General features: G+C 31.8%; 27 protein-coding genes and 1 tRNA gene. 10 read left to right on the top strand and 18 right to left on the bottom strand.

Annotated features, from left to right (window positions below; all coding sequences use genetic code 11):
- Positions 1-2: 2 nt before the first annotated feature.
- Genes A9601_RS13505 through A9601_RS13485 form a run of 5 tightly spaced genes read left to right on the top strand, consistent with a single transcriptional unit; the run spans position 3 to position 2,712 of the window.
- Positions 3-893 (top strand): DMT family transporter, encoded by an 891-nt coding sequence (locus A9601_RS13505; protein WP_011818360.1) that lies wholly within the window; start codon positions 3-5, stop codon positions 891-893.
- 18 nt (positions 894-911) lie between these two features.
- The gene (locus tag A9601_RS13500) at positions 912-1,274 is read left to right on the top strand and encodes a glycine zipper 2TM domain-containing protein (RefSeq protein WP_011818359.1); all 363 of its coding nucleotides are present in this window, start codon (positions 912-914) and stop codon (positions 1,272-1,274) included.
- A complete protein-coding gene (gene ruvA / locus A9601_RS13495; RefSeq protein WP_011818358.1) occupies positions 1,275-1,952 on the top strand; it encodes a Holliday junction branch migration protein RuvA in 678 nt (225 codons plus the stop codon).
- Positions 1,953-1,983: 31 nt separating this feature from the next.
- Positions 1,984-2,253 (top strand): 30S ribosomal protein S15, encoded by a 270-nt coding sequence (gene rpsO / locus A9601_RS13490; RefSeq protein ID WP_011818357.1) that lies wholly within the window; start codon positions 1,984-1,986, stop codon positions 2,251-2,253.
- A gap of 9 nt (positions 2,254-2,262) precedes the next feature.
- Positions 2,263-2,712, top strand: a complete 450-nt coding sequence (locus A9601_RS13485) for a PAM68 family protein (RefSeq protein ID WP_011818356.1) — start codon at positions 2,263-2,265, stop codon at positions 2,710-2,712.
- Between the two features lies 1 nt (position 2,713).
- On the opposite strand, the gene A9601_RS13480 is transcribed toward A9601_RS13485, so the two are convergent.
- The 9 genes from A9601_RS13480 to A9601_RS13445 form a co-directional block, all read right to left on the bottom strand.
- Positions 2,714-6,211 carry a DNA polymerase III subunit alpha gene (locus A9601_RS13480; RefSeq protein WP_011818355.1) on the bottom strand — a complete coding sequence of 1,166 codons (3,498 nt, stop codon included), beginning with the start codon at positions 6,209-6,211 and terminating at the stop codon, positions 2,714-2,716.
- A gap of 84 nt (positions 6,212-6,295) precedes the next feature.
- Positions 6,296-7,744 carry an Asp-tRNA(Asn)/Glu-tRNA(Gln) amidotransferase subunit GatA gene (gene gatA / locus A9601_RS13475; protein WP_011818354.1) on the bottom strand — a complete coding sequence of 483 codons (1,449 nt, stop codon included), beginning with the start codon at positions 7,742-7,744 and terminating at the stop codon, positions 6,296-6,298.
- A 30-nt stretch (positions 7,745-7,774) separates the two neighbouring features.
- The gene (locus tag A9601_RS13470; RefSeq protein WP_011818353.1) at positions 7,775-8,011 is read right to left on the bottom strand and encodes a DUF1816 domain-containing protein; all 237 of its coding nucleotides are present in this window, start codon (positions 8,009-8,011) and stop codon (positions 7,775-7,777) included.
- A gap of 125 nt (positions 8,012-8,136) precedes the next feature.
- Positions 8,137-9,144 carry a 23S rRNA (guanosine(2251)-2'-O)-methyltransferase RlmB gene (gene rlmB, locus A9601_RS13465; protein WP_011818352.1) on the bottom strand — a complete coding sequence of 336 codons (1,008 nt, stop codon included), beginning with the start codon at positions 9,142-9,144 and terminating at the stop codon, positions 8,137-8,139.
- A 4-nt stretch (positions 9,145-9,148) separates the two neighbouring features.
- Positions 9,149-9,547 (bottom strand): ribonuclease III domain-containing protein, encoded by a 399-nt coding sequence (locus tag A9601_RS13460; RefSeq protein WP_011818351.1) that lies wholly within the window; start codon positions 9,545-9,547, stop codon positions 9,149-9,151.
- A complete protein-coding gene (locus tag A9601_RS18325) occupies positions 9,544-9,906 on the bottom strand; it encodes an STAS domain-containing protein (RefSeq protein WP_343205482.1) in 363 nt (120 codons plus the stop codon). Before A9601_RS18325 ends, A9601_RS13460 begins: the two co-directional genes overlap by 4 nt.
- A 64-nt stretch (positions 9,907-9,970) precedes the next feature.
- Complete coding sequence (gene carA, locus A9601_RS13455; RefSeq protein ID WP_011818350.1) at positions 9,971-11,110, bottom strand: glutamine-hydrolyzing carbamoyl-phosphate synthase small subunit; 1,140 nt, start codon at positions 11,108-11,110, stop codon at positions 9,971-9,973.
- Between the two features lie 14 nt (positions 11,111-11,124).
- Complete coding sequence (gene trpD, locus A9601_RS13450; RefSeq protein WP_011818349.1) at positions 11,125-12,159, bottom strand: anthranilate phosphoribosyltransferase; 1,035 nt, start codon at positions 12,157-12,159, stop codon at positions 11,125-11,127.
- Positions 12,160-12,192: 33 nt separating this feature from the next.
- Positions 12,193-12,489, bottom strand: coding sequence for a DUF3288 family protein (locus A9601_RS13445; RefSeq protein ID WP_041484528.1), 297 nt, complete (start codon positions 12,487-12,489; stop codon positions 12,193-12,195).
- 80 nt (positions 12,490-12,569) lie between these two features.
- Here A9601_RS13445 and A9601_RS13440 point away from each other — a divergent pair, with 80 nt between their 5' ends.
- The 3 genes from A9601_RS13440 to A9601_RS13430 all read left to right on the top strand — a co-directional run bounded on the left by A9601_RS13440 (position 12,570) and on the right by A9601_RS13430 (position 15,182).
- On the top strand, positions 12,570-14,315 hold the full coding sequence (locus A9601_RS13440) for an ABC transporter ATP-binding protein (RefSeq protein ID WP_011818347.1): 1,746 nt from the start codon (positions 12,570-12,572) through the stop codon (positions 14,313-14,315).
- Positions 14,316-14,352: 37 nt separating this feature from the next.
- Entirely contained in the window at positions 14,353-15,081 is a 729-nt protein-coding gene (gene msrA, locus A9601_RS13435; protein WP_011818346.1) for a peptide-methionine (S)-S-oxide reductase MsrA, read from the top strand.
- A 27-nt stretch (positions 15,082-15,108) separates the two neighbouring features.
- A tRNA-Pro gene (locus A9601_RS13430) sits at positions 15,109-15,182 on the top strand.
- Positions 15,183-15,391: 209 nt separating this feature from the next.
- Here the strand turns inward: A9601_RS13430 and A9601_RS13425 are convergent.
- Positions 15,392-16,192: an undecaprenyl-diphosphate phosphatase gene (locus tag A9601_RS13425; RefSeq protein ID WP_041484601.1), complete on the bottom strand. Its 801-nt coding sequence runs from the start codon at positions 16,190-16,192 to the stop codon at positions 15,392-15,394.
- A gap of 68 nt (positions 16,193-16,260) precedes the next feature.
- On the opposite strand from A9601_RS13425, the gene A9601_RS13420 reads away from it, so the two are divergent.
- Positions 16,261-16,533: a hypothetical protein gene (locus A9601_RS13420; RefSeq protein ID WP_011818344.1), complete on the top strand. Its 273-nt coding sequence runs from the start codon at positions 16,261-16,263 to the stop codon at positions 16,531-16,533.
- Positions 16,534-16,736: 203 nt separating this feature from the next.
- On the opposite strand, the gene A9601_RS18930 is transcribed toward A9601_RS13420, so the two are convergent.
- From A9601_RS18930 to A9601_RS13400, 5 genes are all read right to left on the bottom strand, one after another.
- The gene (locus A9601_RS18930) at positions 16,737-16,862 is read right to left on the bottom strand and encodes a hypothetical protein (RefSeq protein ID WP_011818342.1); all 126 of its coding nucleotides are present in this window, start codon (positions 16,860-16,862) and stop codon (positions 16,737-16,739) included.
- Positions 16,863-16,951: 89 nt separating this feature from the next.
- The gene (locus tag A9601_RS13415; protein WP_011818341.1) at positions 16,952-17,179 is read right to left on the bottom strand and encodes a DUF1830 domain-containing protein; all 228 of its coding nucleotides are present in this window, start codon (positions 17,177-17,179) and stop codon (positions 16,952-16,954) included.
- A gap of 91 nt (positions 17,180-17,270) precedes the next feature.
- On the bottom strand, positions 17,271-18,215 hold the full coding sequence (locus A9601_RS13410; RefSeq protein WP_011818340.1) for a kinase: 945 nt from the start codon (positions 18,213-18,215) through the stop codon (positions 17,271-17,273).
- A 4-nt stretch (positions 18,216-18,219) separates the two neighbouring features.
- On the bottom strand, positions 18,220-19,017 hold the full coding sequence (yedP, locus tag A9601_RS13405) for a mannosyl-3-phosphoglycerate phosphatase-related protein YedP (protein ID WP_011818339.1): 798 nt from the start codon (positions 19,015-19,017) through the stop codon (positions 18,220-18,222).
- Positions 19,018-19,019: 2 nt separating this feature from the next.
- The gene (locus tag A9601_RS13400; RefSeq protein ID WP_011818338.1) at positions 19,020-20,780 is read right to left on the bottom strand and encodes a sugar phosphorylase; all 1,761 of its coding nucleotides are present in this window, start codon (positions 20,778-20,780) and stop codon (positions 19,020-19,022) included.
- Between the two features lie 50 nt (positions 20,781-20,830).
- Here A9601_RS13400 and A9601_RS13395 point away from each other — a divergent pair, with 50 nt between their 5' ends.
- Positions 20,831-22,057: a glycosyl transferase gene (locus A9601_RS13395; protein ID WP_011818337.1), complete on the top strand. Its 1,227-nt coding sequence runs from the start codon at positions 20,831-20,833 to the stop codon at positions 22,055-22,057.
- Here A9601_RS13395 and ureC read toward each other — a convergent pair.
- From ureC to A9601_RS13380, 3 genes are read right to left on the bottom strand one after another with little or no spacing between them, the layout of a single operon-like run.
- Positions 22,054-23,763: an urease subunit alpha gene (gene ureC / locus A9601_RS13390; protein ID WP_011818336.1), complete on the bottom strand. Its 1,710-nt coding sequence runs from the start codon at positions 23,761-23,763 to the stop codon at positions 22,054-22,056. The genes A9601_RS13395 and ureC overlap by 4 nt on opposite strands.
- Before the next feature lie 4 nt (positions 23,764-23,767).
- Positions 23,768-24,088 (bottom strand): urease subunit beta, encoded by a 321-nt coding sequence (locus tag A9601_RS13385; protein ID WP_011818335.1) that lies wholly within the window; start codon positions 24,086-24,088, stop codon positions 23,768-23,770.
- 2 nt (positions 24,089-24,090) lie between these two features.
- On the bottom strand, positions 24,091-24,393 hold the full coding sequence (locus A9601_RS13380) for an urease subunit gamma (RefSeq protein WP_011818334.1): 303 nt from the start codon (positions 24,391-24,393) through the stop codon (positions 24,091-24,093).
- Between the last annotated feature and the right edge of the window lie 28 nt (positions 24,394-24,421).

Genomic DNA, 24,421 nt, shown 5'->3' with positions numbered 1-24,421 from the left:
AAATGATAAATATCGAAGAATTAGAAAAAAGAATTAATTCATTAAAAAAGTATAATTTAGTATTTGCCTCATTCTTCTTCAGTTTGATGACTTTGTGCGTAAAAAATATTGATAAAAGGATACCTATCTTTGAATTAGTTTTATTCAGATCATTGTTAAGTTTAATAATTACATTATTAATAATTAATATAAAAAATATAAATCCTTGGGGCAAAAATAAACCATTACTTATTTTAAGAGGTTTTTTAGGAACTTTAGCTTTAGTTTGTATTTTTTATGCGATAAGAAATATGCCTCTTAGTATTTCTACAGTCATTCAGTACACATATCCTATTTTTATATCTATATTTGCTGCCATATTTATAAACGAAAAAATAACTCGTAATATAATTTTTGCTTTAATTATTGCCTGGTTTGGAATATTAACAATATTGAATCCAAGCCAATTATCAATTGTAAACGTTGAAATTGAAATTATTTCGATTTTGATAGCATTTCTTGGAGCAATCTGCACCGCATTAGCCTACGTTACAGTTAAGAAACTCTCATTTAGTGAAGATATTTATGTAATTATTGAATATTTTCCACTTGTTTCTTTTATAACTCTATTACCAATTGTATTAATCAATTGGGTCACCCCAAATTGGAGTGAATTAGTTTGGATATTAGGAATTGGCTTATTTACTCAATTAGGTCAGACTTTCTTAACTATTGGATTAAAAAATTTACCTGCTTCTGAAGCATCAATAATTAATTATTTACAAGTTTTATTTGGTTCAATTTGGGGGATTTTATTTTTTAGTGAAATAATAAACATAAATTTTTTATTAGGGGCCTCACTAGTTTTATTAGGAACTATTATATCTACTACCAAAATAATCAAAAGGACATAGAATATTATTAGATTAAAAATGATGATGAAATTTCACTATTTAGCTTTATTATTTTGTTTTTCTCCTATCGCTCAAGTTAATGCAACAACTCCAAAATCAGTAACTTGTACAAGAACTGAATATAGAGAAGAGTACATTCCTGGAACGAAATCAAACCCTGGCTACGTAAAAAGTTATGAGGTAGACGTTGTAATACCTTGTGGAGGTCAAAACAAAGCTGAAAAAATAGATGATAATGACTGTAGTGAAGGTTCTGTTATAGGGGGTCTTCTTGGTGCTGGAATTGCATTATCCTCATCTAGAGGTAAAGACAGGTTTTGGGCCGTACCAGCGGGCGGTACTGCAGGAGCGCTAATTGGATGTCAGGTGGATGGTGGTTAATTGATTAGTTGGATAAATGGAGATTTAGTTGATTTATGGCAAACTAATCAAAAATCTTTTGTTTTAATAAATTGTCAAGGATTAGGATACGAAATACAAATACTAGAATCCTTTTTTCTCAAATTAAAAACAAATCAGATATCTACTAAAAACATCACTCTTTGGATAAAGCATATTAAAAAAGAAGATTCAGATTTATTATTTGGCTTTACATCAAAGGATCAAAAGAATTTCTTTATTGAAATTTTAAGTATTCGAGGTGTTGGATCTCAAATTGGTATTGGGATATTAAACAAATTTTCTATTAGTGAAGTTATAAATGCAATAAAAACACAAGACAAAAAATTAATTTGTTCCGTACCTGGTATAGGACAAAAAATGAGTGAGCGGTTAATTTTAGAATTAAAAAGTAAATTTAAAAGCGAAATATTATCTGAAGAAGAAAAAAGCAAAGATGAATTTGAGATTAAGGATCCTGAGATAATTAAAATGATAGAAGACCTTCAGTTAACCCTTCAATCATTAAGTTACAAAAACAAAGAAATAAATACTATTTTGCCAATTATTATTAAAGAAATAGATCACCTAGGTAAAAAAGAAAATAGTTTATCATTTGAAAAACTATTGAAATTGGCTATGCATTATCTTGATGAAGATAGTAGTAATAAAGATAGATGACGTAGTATCATAGGTAAAAAGAAATAAATTTATGTCATTAGATACAGCTGAAAAACAGAAGCTTATTGAAAATCATCAAGTGCATCCTACTGATACAGGTTCAGTTGAAGTACAAGTAGCAATGCTTTCTAAAAGAATATCGAAATTAAGTGACCATCTTCAAGGAAACATTCATGATTTTGCTTCAAGGCAAGGATTATTAAAAATGATTGGTAAAAGGAAAAGATTATTGTCTTACTTAAAAGACAAAAACGTTCAAAAATATCAAGAACTAGTTAAGAAAATTGGAATCAGAGGATGATCTCAATTAATGAAAAGAAAACAATCAAAAAAAAAGACACAAAACAAAAAGAAAAAAAACTATTCTGAAACAACTGCTTTCGCTAATCTAGAAAAAACATCTATTCCTGTAACCAAGCCAAAGCGATCATCAAGTGGCATCCCAAAATATGTTGCTGACAGAATGGCAAGAAGAATATTCTTTACAGCTGGAATACCGACAATATTAGGAATGTCTGTTTTTGTTGTTAGCTACATTATAGTTACAAGAAATATTGCCGAAATACCTCCTTCATCAACAATTGCTATTTCAGCATTGTTTTTCTTGTTAGGTCTGGCAGGATTGAGTTTTGGAATATTATCGGCTAGTTGGGATAAAGAACCTGGATCTTTTTTTGGTATTGAAAATATTCCAATGAACATACAACGTGCAAAAGCAGCCTTCAAACCTGCAACTCAAAATTTCGAGGATAAAAATTAATCTAGGAAACTAAAGATTTCAAGTTAACTTTAAATGATTTATCTTCTAATAATTTGCATGCTCCCTGAATATCACCAATACAAAATTGTTCGCCAAATTTAACGTAGGTAACACTATTTTTATTTCTTACTGCAGCTAAAACTGGAATCTTTATTCCACATCTACCTTTATCTGGTTTAAATTTAATTAAACAGTTTCTCAAAGTATTTTGTACGCGTACATCTGATGCTTGAGAACTTTCAAGATTAATAATTAGCAATTTAAGGTTATCGATTTCTCTACAATCATCAATTATTAATTGAGTCTTATCACTTTTTTTATCTATTGTTCCCCAAACCAATAATCTTGTATCCGTCAGAAGAAATTCTGATAATCTTACATAGGTTTTTGGAAAAACTATTGCTTCGCAACTTCCTGAAAGATCTTCTAGCTGAACTATAGCCATCCTATCTCCTTTTCTCGTTGTAATTTGCTTCAAATCAGGGATCATTCCAACTAAAGAGACTTTGGTTCTATCTTTTGTTTCTTCTAAATGCGAAATGCTTATAGGAGATATAAGTTTTGCTGGCTTAGTTAAATGCTTTAGAGGATGATCAGATAAATAAAAACCTAGTAGCTGTTTTTCTAACTTTAACTTCTCAATAAGTGAATAATCCTCAACCTTAGCTAATTGTGAATCTGAAAAAGCAACATTAGAAAATTCTTCTTTAGAATCAAATAGATTGCCTTGCCCAGATAACCTATCACGATTTCTTGAAGAGGCCCACTCAATGACATTTTCGAGATCTGACAATAATTGAGCTCTATTATTATCAATTGAAAACTCATCTAGTGCTCCACAATGAATTAGAGATTCAAGACTTCTTTTGTTAAGAACATTAGAAGGCAAACGATCGCACAAATCGGCTAGTGACTTAAATATTCCTAAACTATTTCGGTTTTCAATTATATTTCTTATCGCAGAATCTCCTAAATTCTTAATTGCAGATAACCCGAATAAAATCTGATTATTCTTAATAGTGAAATCAACACCAGAAAAATTAATGCTTGGTGAAATAACTTCTATTCCCATGGAATAACAATTAGAAATATATCTTTGCATCTTATCGCTAGAACCAGAGTTTACGCTTAGAAGGGCTGCCATATATGCAACAGGAAAATGGGCTTTTAAAAATGCAGTTTGATAAGTTACAGCCCCGTAAGCAGTTGAGTGACTTTTGTTAAAACAATATTCCGCGAATAAAACCATTTGATCAAAAAGATCATTTGCTAATTTTTCATTTACACCTTTCTTCATAGAACCTTCTACAAAAATATTCCTATGCTTTACCATCTCAGATACTTTCTTTTTCCCCATTGCTCTTCTAAGTAAATCAGCATCACCTAAAGAATAGCCAGCTAGGTCTTGAGCAATTTTCATGATTTGCTCTTGATAAACCATAATTCCATAGGTTTCAGTAAGAATTGACTTAATAAAAGGATGAGGAAAATCAATCTTTTCATTCCCATTTTTTCGATTTATAAATTTAGGAATGAGACCCGCATCAAGAGGACCAGGTCTATAAAGAGCCAGTATGGAAGAAATATCCTCTAGAGAGTTAGGTTTGAAATCCTTAACAACCTGTTTCATACCAGAAGATTCAAGCTGAAAAATACCTTCAAGATCTCCTCTTCCAATAAGCTCAAAGGTTTTACTGTCATTTCGCGGTAACTCATCGATATTTATTTTCTTTCCGGAGGATTGATTAACAAGAGAAACTGTCTTTTCAATCATAGTGAGATTCTTAAGACCCAAGAAATCCATTTTCAATAATCCAAGTGATTCGATATCATCCATAGAATATTGGGTTATTATTTGTCCTTCATTATTCCTTTGAAGAGGTACAAGTTCGTCGAGAGGATCTGATGCGATAACAACTCCAGCAGCATGAACTCCATATGTTTTATTAGTTCCTTCAATTCTCAAAGCCAAATCAACCCATTTTTTTATCCTATTATCATTAATATATTTGTCTCTAAACTCTTGGCTAGGAGAATTCTTATCAATCATTTCATTTAGTTTATAAGGTTTCCCTCTTACAACCGGTATTAACTTAGCCAATTTATCAGCCTCTCCATACGGAATATCTAGAACCCTTGCAACATCTTTTAAAACCGCCTTAGAGGTCATTTTATTGAAAGTAATTATTTGCGCAACTTTATCCTCTCCATAACGATTAGTAACATAATCAATAACTTCATTTCTCCTATCAATACAAAAGTCGGTATCAATATCTGGCATAGACTTTCTTGCTGGATTTAAAAATCTCTCAAATAACAATCCATGCTCGACAGGATCTATATTTGTGATTTGAAGTGCATAAGCTACTAGTGAACCCGCAGCAGAACCTCTACCTGGTCCTACTGGTATAGAGTTGTCTCTAGCAAATTTGATGTAGTCCCAAACAACCAAAAAATAATCTGGGAAACCCATATCTTTTATAATTTTTAATTCAGAAGTTAGTCTTTCTTTATATTTTTCATCAACTTCATCAAGATCATTTTTTTTAAGTCTTTTTAAAAGACCTTTATTAGATAATTGTTTAAGGAAAGAAAATGAATCTTTATCTTCATTAAGAGGAAATTTGGGCATTCTATAATTACCAAACAAATCAAATACCTCAACTTTTTGAGAAATTTCTACTGTATTATTCACTGCATCAATAATTGATTTATCATCAATATGATCTTTAAAAAGTTCAAGCATTTCATTTTCACTTTTAATATATTCTGTACCGGTATATCTCAATCTTTTTTCATCACTTATTAGTTTTCCAGTTAATACACAAAGTAAGGCATCATGAGCTTCAACATCCATACTTGATAAGTAATGGGCGTCGTTGGTGGCTATGACTTTTATTTGGTGCTTCTTCCCAATTTTTATTAATTCAACGTTAACAATTCTATCCTCAATAGAGCCGTGATCTTGTATTTCTAGATAAAAGTCATCTGCAAATAATTTTTTATACCAAAGAGCTATATCCTCTGCTACGTCTAACCTACCTTTTAAGATAGCCTGAGGTATCTCTCCACCAAGACAAGCTGTAGAGACTATTAGGCCATCACTATATTTGCTTAAAAGAGATTTATCAATACATGGCCTAGAAAAAATGCCTCGACCTCTCATCCCGTTTAGGTGACTAATTGTTGTCAACTTCACTAGATTCTTATAACCAGTATAATTTTTTGCTAGCACCACCAAATGATATCTTTTTTCTTTTTTTGGTTGAGGATCATCAATAGAACCATTAATAACGTACATTTCATTACCAATAATTGGCTTTATACCTTTCTCTTTACACTTCTTGACCAAATCAAGAACACCATACATAACTCCATGATCTGTGAGAGCAATAGAATCCATCCCAAGATCACAAGCTCTTTCTACAATTTTTGAAATTTGACTGGCACCATCAAGTAAGCTGTAGTCACTATGATTATGAAGCGGAACGAAAGCCATATTCAAATAATTTATATATATAAGATAGAGAAGATTTCTAAAAGATCTATAATTTGTGATTACAAATTAATTATTAATACAAATTTAAAATAAAGGTCTTTTCTTAATTACATGAGCATCAATTTCAAAGATATTTGCGGCATTCAATATTCTATCTTCCTCTAGTACATTGCCTATTAATTGCAGTCCTATAGGTAATCCTTTAGTATCAAAACCACAAGGAATACTGATTGCTGGGAGGCCTGCCAAATTAGCGGGAACAGTTAATAGATCAGATAAATACATTGAAAGTGGATCATTGACAAAATCTCCCTTCAAAAAAGCAGTGGTTGGGCAGGTTGGAGTTAATAAAACATCTACTTTCTTAAACGCATTATCAAAATCTTTTCTTATAAGCGTCCTTACTTTTTGTGCCTTCTTGTAATAGGCATCACTGTATCCGGCTGACAAAGCATAAGTACCTATCAAAATTCTTCTCTGTACCTCATCTCCAAAACCTTCAGCTCTACTTTTTGAAGTCATATCTATAAGATTTGAACCCTCATTCGATCTGTAGCCATATTTAACGCCATCATATCTAGCTAAATTTGCGGAGGCTTCAGATGGTGCAATGACATAATATGTCGCAATTCCATCGTTAAATCTAGGACATTCAACTTCGATAATTTCAGCACCTAAAGCTTGGAACCTATCAACTCCAGAAAGAACAGATTCCTTAACTTCTGGATTAAGCCCTGGGTGTTCAAAACACTCTTTAATGATTCCAATTTTTAAGCCCTTTATAGATTTATTTAGGTCAGTCAAATAATTTGGTACTGGCTTATCAAGACATGTTGAGTCAAAGGGGTCTTTACCAGATATTGAATGAAGAATTTCAGCTGCATCTGAAACAGTATTTGTAATTGGACCAATTTGATCAAGAGAGCTAGCAAATGCTACAAGTCCCCATCTGCTAACTCTGCCATAAGTAGGTTTAAGACCTACGACGCCACAAAAAGAAGCTGGTTGCCTTATTGATCCTCCTGTATCAGAACCTATAGCAGCTGCACAAAATCCAGCGGCAACTGAAGCAGCACTACCGCCTGAACTACCTCCTGGCACTCTATTAATATCCCAAGGATTTGAAGTAACTCCAAATACAGAAGTTTCCGTTGAACTACCCATTGCAAATTCGTCTAAATTTGTTTTTCCTAAACAAATTCCCCCTGAAGACCATAATTTACTAGAAGCTGTGGATTCATAAGGTGCAACAAAGTTTTTGAGCATATTACTCGCACAAGTTGTTGCAACTCCTTTGGTGCAAATATTATCCTTTATTGCTATTGGCATCCCTGCGAGAGGAGGAAGTTTTTCATTATTTTGAATTAATTTATCAATATCCTCTGCTTGCGCGATAGCATTATCTTTTGTAGTACAAATATATGAATTAATCTTAGAGTCCTTATGATCGATTTTTACAAAAAAATCATTAACTAATTCCTTAACAGAAGCATTATTGCTAGTAATTTCTTTTCTTAAAGAATTAAAGTTCATTCCTTGATTTATTTCTTAAATTAAAAATTATCAAACAGTAAGTGGTTCTTCTTTTTTGCAGCGAACTAAACTATGTTTAATGTTTTTAGACCCTTCATCAGAAAGATCATTAATAAAAGAAGGGATATTTTCTTTTAAACTACGTTTAGTAATAAATGGACCGAACCAGTAAGTACCACTAGGATGTTCCGTCTCAATTTTAGCCCACCAGGCTAACCCGAGTTTGTTTCCAAAGTTTCTAATCAATTTTTTTGGCCAATTAGCCATCAATTCTTGTTAAATTCTATACAATTTTGTAGCGAAAATTCAATAAATTTTTATTAAACATATAAATATACGGAAACAACAACATTTTAGAGGGCTTTAAAAACAATGATTATTAACAAATAAATTTATATACTTGTCAAGTGAAATAGTGATATAGCGGCCGCTACAGATGCATTTAAACTTGAAGTCTTACCTCTAAGGGGAATACTTAATAGAAAATCGCATTTTTTTTGAGTAAGTAAAGAAATACCTTTTTCTTCTGAACCGACTATAACTACCAAAGGGGCTTTTTCAAGAAAATTTGAGATAGATAATTGGCCATCTCCAGATAGGCCAACAACAATAAAACCATTTTTCTTAAGTTCCTCAAGTGCTCTATTTAGGTTTACAACTCTACTTACTTGCACGTGTTCTAAGGCTCCTGCAGCCACTTTAGCTACTGTTCCTGTCAATCCAGCGGATCTTCTCTGAGGAATGATGATGCCCTTGCAATCAAATGCTTCCGCTGATCTAATGATCGCACCAACATTATGCGGATCAGTAATACCATCCAATGCAAGTATTATGGGATTTGCGCAGTTGTGTCTAGAAAAATCGATTAATTGTTCTAGGGATATTGTTCTAGAACATGCCAACTGTAATGCGATGCCTTGATGTGAAGCACCATAAGTTAATTGCGAAAGCCTGTTCCAAGAAACTTCTTCAATAAGCACTCCTTTTGATTTAAGATCCTTAAGCAAAATATAGAATTTATCTGAAGAAAAGATTTCCGATGTACACCAAATCCTATTAATTGCTCTTTCACTACTAAGAGCCTCATAAACCGAATGTTTGCCCCATATCCAATCATCAAAATTTTTCTTGTTATTAAACTCTTGATTAATATCAGGATTTTTATTATGAAGACCTATATTAGATTTAAATGTTGGCTTTTTTCTTTTTAAAGATGAAAAAGTACTATCCTTTTCATTTTTATTTAAATTTTCAACATTCTTATATTTATCAGAATTGTTCGATAATCTATCAATTTTTTCAGAACGATTTTTATTTTTTGGGTAATAACCAAAATCTGAGTTTTTTTTGTATTCTTTATTATTTTTTCCTGGGAATTTTTTTTTAGAGGAGTTTTTCATAGATTCAATCTATTTTTAATTCTAAATATTCAAAAAGTTTTGATAGCCTTTGAGGATCTTTTAAAAATAGCCAGCCAATAAGAGTTTCAAAACCAGTTGCTCTAGAGTATATGGTAGGGTCTGAAGACTTTGGATATCTCTTTGTTTTATTTCTAGCACGCCTAATTAGATCCACTTCATTTGAATTTAATAAATGTTCAATTTGACTTAATGATTTTGACTGAGATTTTGCTTTGACTTCGTTTACTACTGATAAATGGAGATCTTTAGACTTTAAAGGAAAATGAACATGCTTTAGTCTTTGGTGAAGCTCCCATACAGAATCTCCAAGCCAAGCAAGTTGAATAACACCTATATCATCGGGAGATCCATATGGAACCAAGTTTTGAATCCAATAATTCAATTTTTCAAATAATTTAATGCATCTTCAAGGCTTGACTTCAAATTAAGAAAATCCCCTAGACGAACAAGTTTAATCGTTTGGGCCACTCTCGAATTGCCAACGACTGAGAACCCATGCTTAGATTTTTTGCAATCTTTTGCAGTCTGAACAAGTGCTCCAAGACCCGAAGAATCTAAAAAATCTATTTTTGTAAGATCAATAACGAATGGAAGCTCATTTTTTAAATTATTAGTAACAAAAGTCTTGAATTGTTTTTCTGAGAAAGCATCAAGTTGGCCTTTAAAGGAAAAAACAATAATGTTTGTTTTTACCTCAAGGTTTCCTCTTAAAGAAACCGTTAACTTCTGGAAATCTTCTATGATCTAATCCCTCCAAAAAATTAATGTATCAAATGTAATTATCAAATCAAAAGAAAACAATATGTCAACATCTTTCTAACATTAGAGAAACAAATTTTTTAAATAAATAATCTGAATCATGTGGGCCAGGTCCTGCTTCTGGATGATATTGCACACTAAATATTGGCTTATTATTAACTTCTAGGCCAGCCACAGTATTATCGTTAAGGTTGTAATGGGTTATTCTAACTAAATTCTTTGGTAGAGAATTAGGATCAATAGCAAAACCGTGGTTCTGACTAGTTATCTCTATCTTGTTATTTTGACCACAAGGGTGATTTAAACCACGATGGCCAAAAGATAATTTATAAGTTGAGCCACCTAGTGCTAATCCAAATATTTGGTGGCCAAGGCATATACCAAACATAGGAATTTCACCATATTCTATGAGTGATTTTGCTAGGTCTATACCTTCAGAAACAGTAGAAGGATCGCCTGGACCATTTGAGAAAAATATACCATCCGGCTTGTTAGACAGGACATCATTTAGAGAAGATCGAGAAGGTAAAACCAAAACTTCACAACCATGGGATACGAGTCTATTTAAAATTGAATTTTTAATTCCAAAATCAATTGCCACTATTTTTAACTTTTTAGAAGATTCATCATATCTTTTTCTTAAATCAAAAACTGTTTGTGTATGACTATTCCATAAATATTGTTGCTTTGTTGAAACAACTTTTGATAAATTTAATCCCTCCATCTTTGGTGTATCCTGAATTATCTTTAAACAACTTTCATCAGTTTTATCTAGAGAGGTAATAACTCCATTCATTGCGCCAGTAGATCTTAAAATCTTAACAAGAGCCCTTGTATCAATTCCGTATAGACCAATGATATTTTTCTCCACTAACCATTGATTAAAATTCTTTTTAGATCTCCAATTGCTGTTATTAGATGAAAAATTTCTAACAATTATACCTTTGATATTAATATTGGATTCTGAATCTTCAAAATTAATACCAGTATTTCCAATCTCTGGATAAGTAAACGTTAAAATTTGTCCATAATAACTAGGATCAGTAATAACTTCCTGATATCCGGTCATTCCCGTATTAAAAACTATTTCACCAACTGCAGTACCAGAAGCACCAAAAAAGAATCCCGGAAATACAATACCATTACTTAAAACTAATTTCGCGTTTTTCTTATATGGATTAATCATCAATTTGAAACTAATTAATTTGTTTGTAAATAATTTTTTAAAAGTAAAAACTTTTTCCAAGGATCTCCTTGATTTATAGAAAATAAAGCTTTATTAAATCCTTCATTCAAATCATCCTCAATTCCTGCTGCCCAAAGCACTAAAGCAGAATTCAAGGCAACTACATTAATATGAGATATTTGTCCGGAACCATTTAAGACACTCTTTAATATTTCTTCGTTAGATTCTTGATCAGAAACCACAAGCTTTTCGTTAGCAATATTTTCATGATTAAAATTTGAAATATTTATTTTTGAAAATCGTAATTCTCCATTCTCAACAAGAACTAATTTATTTTCTCCTTGAAGAGAAGCTTCATCAAGGCCGCCAGAACCATATACGACTATTGCTCTATTCATCCCCATTTTTAAAAGCGCTCTCCCCATAGGTTCTAAAAGATCCTCAGAAGCAACACCCAAAACTTGCGCATTGGGTCTTAAAGGGTTTACCAATGGTCCAAGTTGATTAAATACTGTCCTTATTCCAAGAGTCTTTCTTAAAGGAGCTAGTTTTATTAACGATTTATGCCAAACAGGTGCAAACAAAAAAGTTATTCCAATTTCACTTACAGCTGTGATTACTTTTTCTAATGAACAATTTAAATCCAAACCAAGATTCAACAAAACATCGGCAGAGCCAACTTTGCCACTAGCACTTTTATTTCCGTGTTTTGCAATTTTTACTCCACAAGATGCAGCTACAAATGCTACTGCAGTTGAAATATTAAATGTATTTGCTCCATCCCCTCCAGTTCCACAGGTATCTACTAAATACAAATTTGGTCTTGCTACTGGCAATTTGCAAACATTTAAGAGTTCCTCAGCCATAGAACTTAGTTCTACACCCGTAGAGCTCTTAGCTCTCAAAGCACTCAAAAAAGCTCCTGTTTCTACATCTGAAATTTCATCATTAAGCCATCTTTGCATTAAGGATCTAGAAGTTAATTCATCAAGGTTCCTTCCCTCCAATAAATTATTTAGGATTTGAGAGTTTGAAAGATTAGAGGACATTTATTTATGGAAGAAAAATTATGAAGATAAAATTCAATTTGAGGTATCAAAACCTGAGCCAACTAAATCTTTATTTGTATTAGAAGGCCTGAAGTTTTTTGACCAAATAATTTTTGTTTTTGAAAAAAGTTCATCTTTAGTGATCTTCCAAAAATTTAAAATTTTTTCAATATCGTTTTTAATTTCAATTTCTCCTGGGAAATTGGTATAACGATTTATTAATCTAGCTAAATTTATAAAGTCGAGATCATCTGGTGTTTCTTGAGTTATAAGGGAATCTATAATGTTTTTATCGGTTTCATGTAATGGATGAGTTTGATCGTTACCCATAAATAAATACTGAATCATTTATAAAATTAGCTCACATATTCAAAAATGAAACATTATCTTAATCATATCGGCAAAATAAAATGAAAAATTTAAAGATAAAAGTTATAACTAAATACCTAAGACCTTACAAAAAAGAATTCTTATATGGAGCTTTAGCTCTCTTAATCGTAAATATACTAAGTGTTGTTATACCCTTAGAAGTAAAAAATATAATTGACCAATTACAAAATGGGTTCTCTTCGGATTTTGTTATTTCTAAATCTTTATGGTTAATATTTTTAGCAACTTGTATGGGTTTAATAAGATTATTATCTAGACAGATTGTCTTCGGAATAGGTAGAAAAGTAGAAGTAAATCTTCGACAAAAACTATTTGACCATTTACTTATTCAAGATCCTGAATGGATACAAAAAAAAGGTAGTGGAGACATTATTAGTAGAGCTACAAGTGATGTAGAAAACATAAGAAGACTTTTGGGGTTTACAGTTTTAAGCTTGTGCAACATTGTCTTAGCTTATTCATTCACTATTCCTTCAATGTTTTCGATTAATAAAACATTAACAATATCAGCTTTAATGATTTTCCCATTAATCCTTGGAATTGTAAGTCTATTTGGCGGCAGAATGGTTAATCAAAGAAAAGCTCAACAAGAATCATTATCAAAACTTAGTGATCTAATACAAGAAGACTTATCTGGCATAAGCGCCATTAAAATTTATGCCCAAGAGAATGCAGAGAAAAAAGAATTTAGCATATATAATAATGACTATCGAAATTCAGCGATCAAACTTGCAAGAACAGCGAGTACCCTATTCCCCTTATTACAAGGGATTTCCTCAATTTCTTTATTAATTTTATTATCATTAGGAACTTTTCAATTAGAGAGTGGATTTATCTCTATAGGTGGTTTAGTAGCTTTAATTCTTTACGTAGAAAGACTTGTCTTCCCAACTGCATTATTAGGTTTTACCTTAAATACTTTTCAACTTGGTCAAGTAAGTTTAGATCGTGTTGAAGAAATCTTTCAGAATAACCCAAATATTGTAGATAGAGAAGAAACTAAATTTTTAAAAAGAAAGATTAAAGGATTATTAGAAGCAAAAAATTTAACGATAAAGTATCCAGGATCAAAATTTAATTCATTAAATAGTCTCAATTTTAAAATTTATCCTGGAGAACTTATTGCAATAGTTGGCCCAGTAGGCTGTGGAAAGACAACACTAGCAAAGTCACTAGGACGGACTATTGAAATACCAGACAATCAATTATTTTTAGATGAAATTGATGTAAAAACTTTAAAATTAAGCGATCTTAGAAAAAATATTTCAATCGTTCCTCAAGAAGCATTCTTATTCACTTCTACAATCTCAGAAAACCTAAGTTTTGGAGAACCCAAAGCTTCTAAATATTTAGTTAAAGAAAGTGCAACAAAAGCTGGATTAATTGATGATATCAATAGTTTTCCACAAAGGTTTAAAACTATTGTTGGTGAAAGAGGTATTACATTAAGTGGTGGACAAAGGCAAAGAACTGCACTAGGAAGATCACTACTTGTTGATTCTCCTATTGTTGTTCTTGATGATGCTTTAGCGAGCGTAGATAATAAAACTGCAGCAAGAATAATAGATGAAATGAGTAATAGAAGTAATAAAACAATCATAATGATTAGTCACCAACTTTCTGTTGCAGCTACCTGTGATAGGGTTTTAGTGATGGATAAAGGAGAAATAATACAAGAAGGGACTCATAAAGATTTAGTAAAAGTAAATGGACTATATAAACAACTTTGGGATAGAGAACTAGCCACCAGAATTGTTAAGAGCTAAAAGTAATTTTTTTTCTTATAATAAATAGATTTAAATTATGTTTAAATTCTTGAAAAACATCATGAATAATGAGGAGGTAAATTTAACTAATGATGCTTATTCATTACATAGAATATTAAAAACAGATATCAAAAAAGATCCTAACTTAGAAGAAGATGAAATAATTTTTGGATGTGGTTGTTTCTGGGGTGCTGAAAAATGTTTTTGGAAACTTCCTGGAGTTATCACAACTTCTGTAGGTTATGCTGGAGGAGAAAAAAACAATCCAACTTATTATGAAGTATGTTCCGGCTTAACTGGTCATTCAGAAGTTGTAAGAGTTATATGGGATAAAAGGCAAATTGATTTAAGTGACTTATTAAAAATGTTTTGGGAATGTCATGACCCTACTCAAAAAAACAGACAAGGTAATGATATGGGAACACAATATAGATCAGCAATATATTACAAAAATGAAAATAATATTCCAATCATATTAGCCAGTAAGGAACAATATCAAACGGAACTAAGCAAAAAGAATTTTGGTTTAATTGAAACGGAAATAAAAATGATTGATTCATATTTTTATGCTGAACAGTACCATCAACAATATCTTGCATCAGCTGGAAGCAGGCAGTATTGTTCCGCTTCACCTACAAAAGTTAAGTTAGGAGTTTTTTCTGGAAGCAACTATAAATTAGAGGATCATATATGGGAAAACTTTAATTGGGAAGTTGACAAGTGTGTATTGAGATCTGATAACAATCCCATAAAGAATAACATTTAAATCAATCTAATCTTTATAGTAAAGACACGGGGCGTAGCGCAGTTTGGTAGCGCACCACTTTGGGGTAGTGGGGGTCGTGGGTTCAAATCCCGCCGTTCCGATTATTTATCGTCTTCATTTATAAGAGATTTGTATAGTTTATATGAACTTATTCCTACTGCTATAAACGTAAAGGAAGAAAAAAAAGCTAAAACCAATATAGTTAGATTTGAAACTTCCACTTCACCTAATTGGAAAGATATAAAAATGTTCATTAGAAAGATTTTTTTTAAAACCTTAACACAATTGCAAAAAATATTTTTTCATCCAGTTATAAATTCAAAAGGATTACTATACCAAAAATTACTCGATAGATAATAAATATTTTCAACCCATTTGATGAAAAATACTTTAATAAGAAATCTATTGCTAATAAAGAGGACACAAATGTGGTAATAAGTCCAACAAAAAGAGGGAAAAAACCTAATGCAAAAAAATCATTAAAAGAAGAAATAAACTCAACAATCGCAGCAAGAGAAATAGCTGGGATCCCTAAAAGAAAAGAAAATTTTGCAGCATCGCCTCTCTCCCATCCTGATATTAAAGCACTAGAAATAGTGATCCCCGATCTTGAAACACCAGGAAAAATTGCAAATGCTTGAAAGAAACCTATCAAAAAGCTATTTGAATAATTATGGTTTTTAATATTAATAGAACCTCTTCTCGAACTATCGGCCAAGTACATAAAAAAAGCCATTAGAAATGAGACCAATGCTATTGATAAATTTGAACGAAGAACGTTATCAAAAAAATAAGGGACAAATAATTTTATACTCCCACCAAGCAAAACAATTGGGATAGTGCCAATCAAAATTGACCGTAATAATCTTTTATGTAAGAGATATGCAATAAGTTTTTTTGAAGATTGACTTCTAAAATTAAAAATATCATTTTTAAAATACCAAGCTATGGCTAAAACACTTCCAAGTTGAATAGTAGCTGACAAAGATGCGCCAGGATCATCAATACCTAAAAAAAGAGATATAACTTTTAAATGAGCGGTGCTACTAACAGGAATAAATTCAGTGAAACCTTGGATCAAGCCATATAAAAAAAATTTAAGATATTCCAAAAGATTATAAACTTGCCTAAACAATTATTAGCAATTTACATTTAATAATTAAAAGCTAATATATAAAAATGAAAAAAAAATCTATCTTAATATTATTTTTTCTTTTTTCCTTAATCGTTTCTGATTCTGCAAAAGCTAAGTATTGGTTAATAATTGGAACTTATAGACAAGGGCCGGGTAGAAGACCAGAGGTTAGTGGAATAACAAGTCCCTCTTTACATTCTATTCCCATGAAAGATTTGGATTCATGTAATAAGGCAGGTGAAAAAATTACAAATGAAATATATAAACCTGTTTGGCAATTTGATAGTAGATGGACATGTGTATTTACAGGTGATTAAAATTATCTTTTAACATCGTGAGCACAGCCATCACCTTTATAGTTTTCACTCTCATAAAAATCATTTTTTGTTCCAAAGTAAACAGTTAATAAAACGAATGGTAAGCTTAATATAAATAAAATAGTAGTTAAATCCATAATGATAATTATTTTTTAGTAAGGTTATAAAAAATTAAATAAACTATATGTTCTTTAAACTCAGCTTTAATAATCTGTAGGCCCTTTAATGCCAAGATAAAAGAAGGCTCCTAAACCAATTAAAAGAAGAACTCCAGCGATAGCTGCAGAAGGAACAAAACCTCCTATTGCAAAGGAAGAAAAATGATACATCTTTAAAACTAAAACTAGTTAGATAATATCAATAAAAATTAGGTATTTGTAAAAAATTTTGACTCGAAGACAATTAGAGGAAATCTCTACTAGGCAACTAAAGTAGAATCTTCGTTATCAGCGGAAATTCTTATTCTCTCTTCTAACTTTGGACCATATAATTCATTTCCCCATATTTCCACTCTTGAGTCATTTGGCGCCATAAAAGTAAGTATATCAGTGGGAAATAAAACTCTCTCTAAAAAAAAATTTGATGGGCCAACACATCGCAAAACAACCATTCTGCAGCCTTCATTTTTATAAGAAAACTCAACCATCCTTAAACAGCAAAATATCTATAATTAAACACTATTTAAAGCTTAAAAGATTGTATAAAAAATTACTGAAAAAAAAGAAATTTAGAAAATGCTACAAATTTAATCCAACCTCAACTAAATTTCTTTCTTGATCAATTAATAAAAGCGCGTAAGATTTTATGAAATCAAAACTATTATGAGGGATAGAGACATTAAGCATTCTCAAGAAATTAGATAATTTTTCATCTTTAAGGGAGTTGCCTTTCTGTAAAAACATTTCTTTTTCCTGATTTGTCTTCCACATATTCATATATTCAATCTTCAAGGGCTTTAAATGCCAGATATTGTCTATTAAACTCCAAACATCTAAATATTCATTTAACTTATTTTGAATCTTTAATGTATATGAAGATTCATTTGGACTCAACACTGCTGATTGTATATGTTGATCTTTAACATCAATTGAGCAAGGTTCTATTCCTAAAAACCATCCCTCGAGAATTACTAAATCAGGATTATCAAATCTCCAATGAGATCTATCTCCTAATCCATTCCTCAGTGACTTATCAAAAACAGGAACATTTAACTCTCCATTAATTTTCCAATATAATAATTTTTCATACATTAATTTTACTGAGTGACTACCAGGGAAACCTCTCGATACATTCCAAGGGTTATTATTAATAGCTAATTTCATTTCATCTGATGGAAGATAAAAATCGTCTATTGATATAACAGCAATTTTGAAATTTAAATTTAAGGATATTGCTTCAAGCCAGTTACCTAAAGTTGTTTTGCCTGTACCTGGAAGAGCTGAGATCCCAATAATTTTTCTAGTAGAAAAATCATTATGAAATCTATAAGCTTGAGATAAAAGAGGTAAAGCTAAACCCCAAATCCAGTCCTCATTTACTTTATTGTTCCAATATTGATCAATTGAAAGAATATTTCTTTTGTTATTCCAAAAATTGAACCAATCATCCAAGGATTCCCAACCAATATCAATAATTAATTTTTCAAATTTATCAAGAGGAAAATTAAAATCTAAATCTTTCATCTTTCTAACTTAGTTCTCGCTTATTTATTAATTTATTGATTTCATTTTTCCAACCATATCCATTTGGTTCAGAAGCCAAAGTAAATTCCAAATCTTTTAATTGATCTAGTAAATTTAAGTTAGGTCCATCTACTCCAGGGATAACTATTTTAATATCTGAGTTTAAAAGTAGAGGCAAATCATTTGGAGAATCGCCTAAACCTATAATTTCAATATTATGAACATTTGAATATTCTTTAAGAGCATTTATTGCTTTCCCTTTATTCGATTTTGTAGATAATAAGTGACTCATTCTATTGCCCTTAAAAATATCAACATTGAATTTTTTACAACAGATATTAATTTTCTCTTCTAAATAACTTGGCGGATTTAAAAAAGGCATGCTCCAGTGTCTTTCACGCATTAAGTTCAATGAGTTGCCTACTAATCCTGTAAGCTGAGTGGCTTCTTGATCAGTGAGATTATTAAGAGGAGTAAGTTTGTAATCAATTTCTTTAGAAATAAAATTTAAGATTTCTTCAAGAGATTCGTATTTTATTCCAAGAATAATTTCTCCATTTACTCTTTTAAGAGATTCACCATATATTGCCGCACCATTCTCAACAATATAAGGATCCGTCAAGTTAAGTTCTTTTCTAATAACTTTTACTTCAGAAGCGGTTTTGCTTGTACAAAGAATTACGGGTATAGATAATTTTTGTAGTTTTTTTATAGTTTCTTTAGCAGGTGATAAATCATATGAGTGATCCATTAAAGTGCCATCTACATCACTGACTACCCAAACAGAAGAATTTTCTATCATTTTTATAAAGCACTAAGCCAAATTACTTGAAAAGGATCAAGACTAATATTTTTGCAATTGTATTTAGTGGATGTCAAAAAATCATGGATGTTGAAATCATTATCAATTATTTTGGGTAGATCATTATCATTCAATTGATAATTAATTTTATTTTCAGTCATATTATGGATTGCAAAAACAGACTCAGGACCTATACCTCTTTTGATTACAACAATATCACTTCTACCTTTAGACAAACATTTCATTTGTGAACAAGGGTGAAATTGCTTTAATTTTGATCGGACATCCATAGCATTACGAAGACATTTTAAGTTTTTATTAGCATTAGATTCAGGATTATTTAAAACAGCTGAAAGATTTTCTGATTTAAACTTTTCTCTGTTTAGATCTCTTCTTTGACCTGTCATAGAAAAACTTTTGATATCGTTTTCTGAAGCTAGTAATGCTGGCAAATAAAATGCAGGGACTCCTTTCAGAGCCATTACTAATAGTTGACTCAAAATAAATCTCTCATATTGAAATCTTTTAGAATCTCTACTGGAGTCTTCCATTGCACTCCACCAACTAATATTCAATTCATAAGGTTTATCATCACCATTTGATAAACGTCTATGACTTACTAATCCTCCTCTTTTCTCACAATTAATTAATAAATCCTTGATTCTCTGCTCATTCATTAAACCCTCAAGAGCTCTTAGCCCAACACCATCGTGCGATGCAGTAAAGTTAAAAAGAGTAGTATCTTCAGGTAATTCCGGCCAATCAAAAATCCATGAGTTTAGAATATCAGCTCTGGAAGTAATAATTGCTTCTAGGAGAATTGGAGGTAATGGGAAATTGTATGCCATATGAGCTTCATCATCAGGAACTAGATAAGATAGATTCTCTTTCTGAGGAACATTGGTTTCTGTTATTAAAACGCCATCATCAAGAAGATTATTTAAAAGAACTCTTAATAGTTTCACAATTGAATGCGCTTTAGGTAAATGTAAGCAGGTAGTCCCTGATTCCTTCCAAATAAAACCTACAGCGTCAAGCCTGAACCATTTAATTCCATTAGATAAATAAGTAGTAATTAAATTTAAGAACTCAAGAGTCATTTTAGGATTATGCCAATTCAAGTCAATTTGATCTGGCCCAAAAGTTGTCCAAACTTGTTTAGGACCATCATCAGTATTTATTTGAGAAAACAAAGAGGAACTTCTAGGTCTAACTACATTTGACCAGTCAAGACTTTGTTTCGGTGAAAAAACATTTGATATCCCTGGTTCCTGGGATTTAATAAATTGTTGAACCCATGGGTGAGATGATGAGACATGGTTTAGTACTAAATCAGCCATCAAATCATGATTTTTAGATATACTTTTGAGATCATCCCAACCACCAAATTTTTCTTCTAAGGAATCATAACTTGAAACCGCGAAACCTCCATCACTTGTAGATTTCAAAAAAGGAAGAATATGTACAACTTTAGAAAGACTGCCAAAATGTTTACTCAACAACTTTCTAAGAGTTATTAATGTTGCCTCGCCATCTTTATAAATACTATCTGCATAAGTTATCAAAACCGAATGAGATTCATTCCACCTTTCCTTATATCTTATTTCTTCATAAGAAGATTTCTCTGAGAAATCATCTAAAATCTGTAATAATTGGTTTGAAATAAAATTAATTTCTTCTGTAGTAAGATTTGAATAAATTGTTTTTAACAATTTATCAATTATTAATCTATCTAATTTTTTCTCTGAATCAATTTGCTTCACTTTGAAAAAATCATCGAAGTATTAATACCATTCTGCACATCAATTAGAAAATGGACTTTCAACAAGGTTTAATCACAACAATACATGAATATGGAGTTACAGGAAATTTACTTAAAGAATTAAACAAAAGTCTTAAAAGAAGATCAACTAGCATTTTAATACCTTGCTTATATGAGGAATTTGAGCGTCCAGCATTAAAAGATATAAGAGAAGTTTTAAAAAACCTTACAGGCTTAAATGAATTAGTAATTGCTCTCTCTGCAAAAACTGTTGAGCAAGTTAAGGCAGCAAAATCATTTTTTGACTCAATGCCATTCCCAGTTCACGTTCAATGGACTAATTCTCCCTCTGTAATTGAGCTATTGAAAAGCCAAGAAAAAAATGGATTAGAACTTTTAGGAACTCCAGGTAAAGGATGGGCTGTATGGCAAGGTATAGGAGTTGCGACTAGAAAATCAGAAGTTGTTGCTCTTTTTGATGCTGATATAAGAACTTTTAGTCCTTTATATCCTTCAAGAATGATACTTCCACTTCTGGATGAATCATATGGAATATCATATGTAAAAGCTTTTTACAGTAGATTATCTCTAGAAACAAATCAATTGCAAGGAAGAGCAACAAGATTATTCGTGGGTCCTTTATTAGCAAGTCTGGAGCAATTAGTTGGTAAGGGTCCTTTTTTACAATATCTTCAATCATTTAGATATCCATTAGCAGGTGAGTTTGCTTTTACTAAAGACCTTGCTATGAATTTAAGAATACCTTGTGACTGGGGTTTAGAGATAGGTTTATTATCAGAGGTTTATAGAAACGTAAGGACCTCCAAAATAGCCCAGGTTGACCTAGGTTTATTTGACCATAAACATAAGAACATTGGAGATTCTTCTAAAGAAGGATTGCAAAAAATGTGTACAGAAATACTATCAAGTGTTTTGAGAGGTCTCATGGAGCATCAAGCCGAGACCTTAACTAGCACTCAACTAGCAACTTTAGAAGTTCTCTACAAAAGAGTTGGAGAAGATCGGGTAAAACAATTTGGATTAGATTCAGCAGTTAATCAACTTCCATACGATAGGCACGAAGAAGAATTATCAGTACAAAAGTTTGCGAAACTATTAAGACCTGCTACAGAAGATTATCTGGCTTGTCCTACAACACTTCAATTACCAAGTTGGTCAAGGGTTCTATCTTGTGAGAACAAACTTCAAGAAGATTTAGCGATTGCGGGGTCAAAAGACATAAAGATAAGTGAAAAAGAATTAATTAAAAACTTCTAAAGCAAAAAATACCTCTGAGCCATTGGGACTTCATCAAGTGGTTCACAAGTAAGAAGTTCTCCATCAGAAAAAACTTCATAAGTTTGAGGATCAACTGAAATATTTGGTAGTTTAGTATTAAGTTTTAAGTTTGATTTATTGATATTTCTTGTATTTTCTACGGCAATACATTTTTTTTGTAAGCCTAATTTATTTGGAATATTTTGTTCAATTGAATTTTTACTTAGAAAGGTAAAAGAACTCTTAATTAGAGATTGGCCGAAACTTGCAAACATAGGCCGACCATGTACGGGACCTGGAGTAGGAATTGAAGCATTTGCATCACCCATTTGGGACCAAACTATAGATCCTCCTTTAACAACTAATTCAGGCTTCACCGCAAAAAAGGAAGGTTTCCACAATACCAAATCTGCAATTTTACCCTTTTCTATAGACCCAACATGTTTATCAATACCATGAGCTATTGCAGGATTAATTGTGACTTTAGAAATATATCTCTTCACTCTATAGTTATCGTTTCTATCAGAATCCTGCGATAGCGGCCCCCTTTGGACTTTCATTTTATGTGCGGTTTGAAAAGTTCTTGTAATTACTTCGCCAACTCTTCCCATAGCTTGAGAATCACTAGCAATTATTGAAAAGGCACCTAAATCATGCAAGATATCCTCAGCTGCAATAGTCTCTCTTCTTATCCTTGACTCAGCAAATGCAATGTCTTCTGGGATTTTAGAATCTAAATGATGACAAACCATTAACATGTCAAGATGTTCTTCTAATGTGTTTCTTGTATAAGGTCTTGTTGGATTTGTACTACTAGGAAGAACATTTTTTTCTCCACAGATTTTTATAATGTCTGGAGCATGACCTCCACCTGCTCCTTCGGTATGAAAAGTATGAATAGTTCTTCCTGCAATAGCGTTGATGGTATCTTCAACAAAGCCTGCCTCATTCAAAGTATCAGTATGAATACATACTTGTACGTCAAATTTATCTGCAACATTTAGACAAGAATTTATTGTAGAAGGGGTGGTCCCCCAATCTTCATGAAGCTTCAAACCACAAGCACCAGCCTCAACCTGATCAATAAGATTGATCTCGTTTGTTGAGTTTCCTTTTCCAAAAAAACCTAAATTCATAGGAAATGCTTCTGCAGATTGAAGCATTCTTGAAATATGAAAAGAACCAGGAGTACAAGTAGTCGCATTTGTGCCAGTTGCAGGTCCTGTTCCTCCTCCCAACATGGTTGTAATTCCAGAGGATAGTGCTGTCTCAATTTGTTGGGGACAGATAAAGTGAATATGGGTATCTATTGAACCTGCAGTAAGAATATGCCCCTCTCCAGCTATTACTTCTGTTGATGCACCAATAACAATATCAACATTATCCTGGATATCTGGATTGCCAGCCTTACCAATTTCAAAAATCATTCCATCTTTTATACCCACATCAGCCTTAATAATTCCCCACCAATCTACGATCAAAGCATTAGTTATTACGGTATCTACAGCTCCATCAGCTCTTCTTACTTGAGACTGTCCCATCCCATCTCGAATAACTTTACCTCCACCAAATTTAACTTCATCTCCGTATGTAGTTAAATCCTTTTCTACTTCTATAAACAGTTCGGTATCAGCAAGCCTTACTCTATCTCCTGTAGTAGGTCCGTAAGTTTGAGCATAAGTTTTTCTATCAATTTTGTAAGACATAATTCTAACTATTTAAAGAACCATTAACTAATGAATTAAAACCATATGCATTTCTTAAACCTGAAAATGGAACTAATTTGACATCTGTTGTATCCCCCGGTTCAAATCTAATTGCTGTTCCTGCAGGAATGTCAAGACGCATACCATATGTTATTTCTCGATCAAAAATCAAAGCCTTGTTTGCTTCATAAAAATGATAATGAGATCCAACTTGCACAGGTCTATCTCCAGAATTAGAAACCGTTACTGTTTTAACTTGCTTACTAAGATTTAGTTCAATTTGGCCTTGTTCAGGAATTATTTCGCCAGGAATTAAATTACTCATAACTAATTAATTGGATTGTGAATAGTAACTAATTTAGTCCCATCGGGGAAAACCGCTTCTATTTGAACTTCATCAACCATTTCAGGAATGCCCTCCATAACTTGTGATTTTGAAAGCCAGGTAGTTCCCTCTGACATTAATTGACTTACACTTTTACCATCTCGTGCTCCTTCAAGAACTTGAAAACTTAAAAAAGCAATTGTTTCAGGATAATTAAGCTTAAGACCTCGACTAAGCCTTCTTTCAGCTAATAGCGCAGCAGAAAAAATCAATAATTTATCCTTTTCTTGAGGTGAAAGATGCATAATAAAAAATTAATCTATAAATTCTTAA

The organism is Prochlorococcus marinus str. AS9601, from assembly GCF_000015645.1.
Classification (GTDB): Bacteria; Cyanobacteriota; Cyanobacteriia; order PCC-6307; family Cyanobiaceae; genus Prochlorococcus_A; species Prochlorococcus_A marinus_O.
This window is presented reverse-complemented; position numbering and strand designations above follow the sequence as displayed.

Coding starts and splice junctions, on each gene's coding strand:
- A9601_RS13505 (WP_011818360.1), top strand. CDS start 3: ATGATAAATATCGAAGAATTAGAAAAAAGAATTAATTCATTAAAAAAG.
- A9601_RS13500 (WP_011818359.1), top strand. CDS start 912: ATGATGATGAAATTTCACTATTTAGCTTTATTATTTTGTTTTTCTCCT.
- rpsO (WP_011818357.1), top strand. CDS start 1,984: ATGTCATTAGATACAGCTGAAAAACAGAAGCTTATTGAAAATCATCAA.
- A9601_RS13485 (WP_011818356.1), top strand. CDS start 2,263: ATGAAAAGAAAACAATCAAAAAAAAAGACACAAAACAAAAAGAAAAAA.
- A9601_RS13480 (WP_011818355.1), bottom strand. CDS start 6,211: ATGGCTTTCGTTCCGCTTCATAATCATAGTGACTACAGCTTACTTGAT.
- gatA (WP_011818354.1), bottom strand. CDS start 7,744: ATGAACTTTAATTCTTTAAGAAAAGAAATTACTAGCAATAATGCTTCT.
- A9601_RS13470 (WP_011818353.1), bottom strand. CDS start 8,011: ATGGCTAATTGGCCAAAAAAATTGATTAGAAACTTTGGAAACAAACTC.
- rlmB (WP_011818352.1), bottom strand. CDS start 9,144: ATGAAAAACTCCTCTAAAAAAAAATTCCCAGGAAAAAATAATAAAGAA.
- carA (WP_011818350.1), bottom strand. CDS start 11,110: ATGATTAATCCATATAAGAAAAACGCGAAATTAGTTTTAAGTAATGGT.
- trpD (WP_011818349.1), bottom strand. CDS start 12,159: ATGTCCTCTAATCTTTCAAACTCTCAAATCCTAAATAATTTATTGGAG.
- A9601_RS13445 (WP_041484528.1), bottom strand. CDS start 12,489: ATGGGTAACGATCAAACTCATCCATTACATGAAACCGATAAAAACATT.
- A9601_RS13440 (WP_011818347.1), top strand. CDS start 12,570: ATGAAAAATTTAAAGATAAAAGTTATAACTAAATACCTAAGACCTTAC.
- msrA (WP_011818346.1), top strand. CDS start 14,353: ATGTTTAAATTCTTGAAAAACATCATGAATAATGAGGAGGTAAATTTA.
- A9601_RS13420 (WP_011818344.1), top strand. CDS start 16,261: ATGAAAAAAAAATCTATCTTAATATTATTTTTTCTTTTTTCCTTAATC.
- A9601_RS18930 (WP_011818342.1), bottom strand. CDS start 16,862: ATGTATCATTTTTCTTCCTTTGCAATAGGAGGTTTTGTTCCTTCTGCA.
- A9601_RS13415 (WP_011818341.1), bottom strand. CDS start 17,179: ATGGTTGAGTTTTCTTATAAAAATGAAGGCTGCAGAATGGTTGTTTTG.
- A9601_RS13410 (WP_011818340.1), bottom strand. CDS start 18,215: ATGAAAGATTTAGATTTTAATTTTCCTCTTGATAAATTTGAAAAATTA.
- yedP (WP_011818339.1), bottom strand. CDS start 19,017: ATGATAGAAAATTCTTCTGTTTGGGTAGTCAGTGATGTAGATGGCACT.
- A9601_RS13395 (WP_011818337.1), top strand. CDS start 20,831: ATGGACTTTCAACAAGGTTTAATCACAACAATACATGAATATGGAGTT.
- ureC (WP_011818336.1), bottom strand. CDS start 23,763: ATGTCTTACAAAATTGATAGAAAAACTTATGCTCAAACTTACGGACCT.
- A9601_RS13385 (WP_011818335.1), bottom strand. CDS start 24,088: ATGAGTAATTTAATTCCTGGCGAAATAATTCCTGAACAAGGCCAAATT.
- A9601_RS13380 (WP_011818334.1), bottom strand. CDS start 24,393: ATGCATCTTTCACCTCAAGAAAAGGATAAATTATTGATTTTTTCTGCT.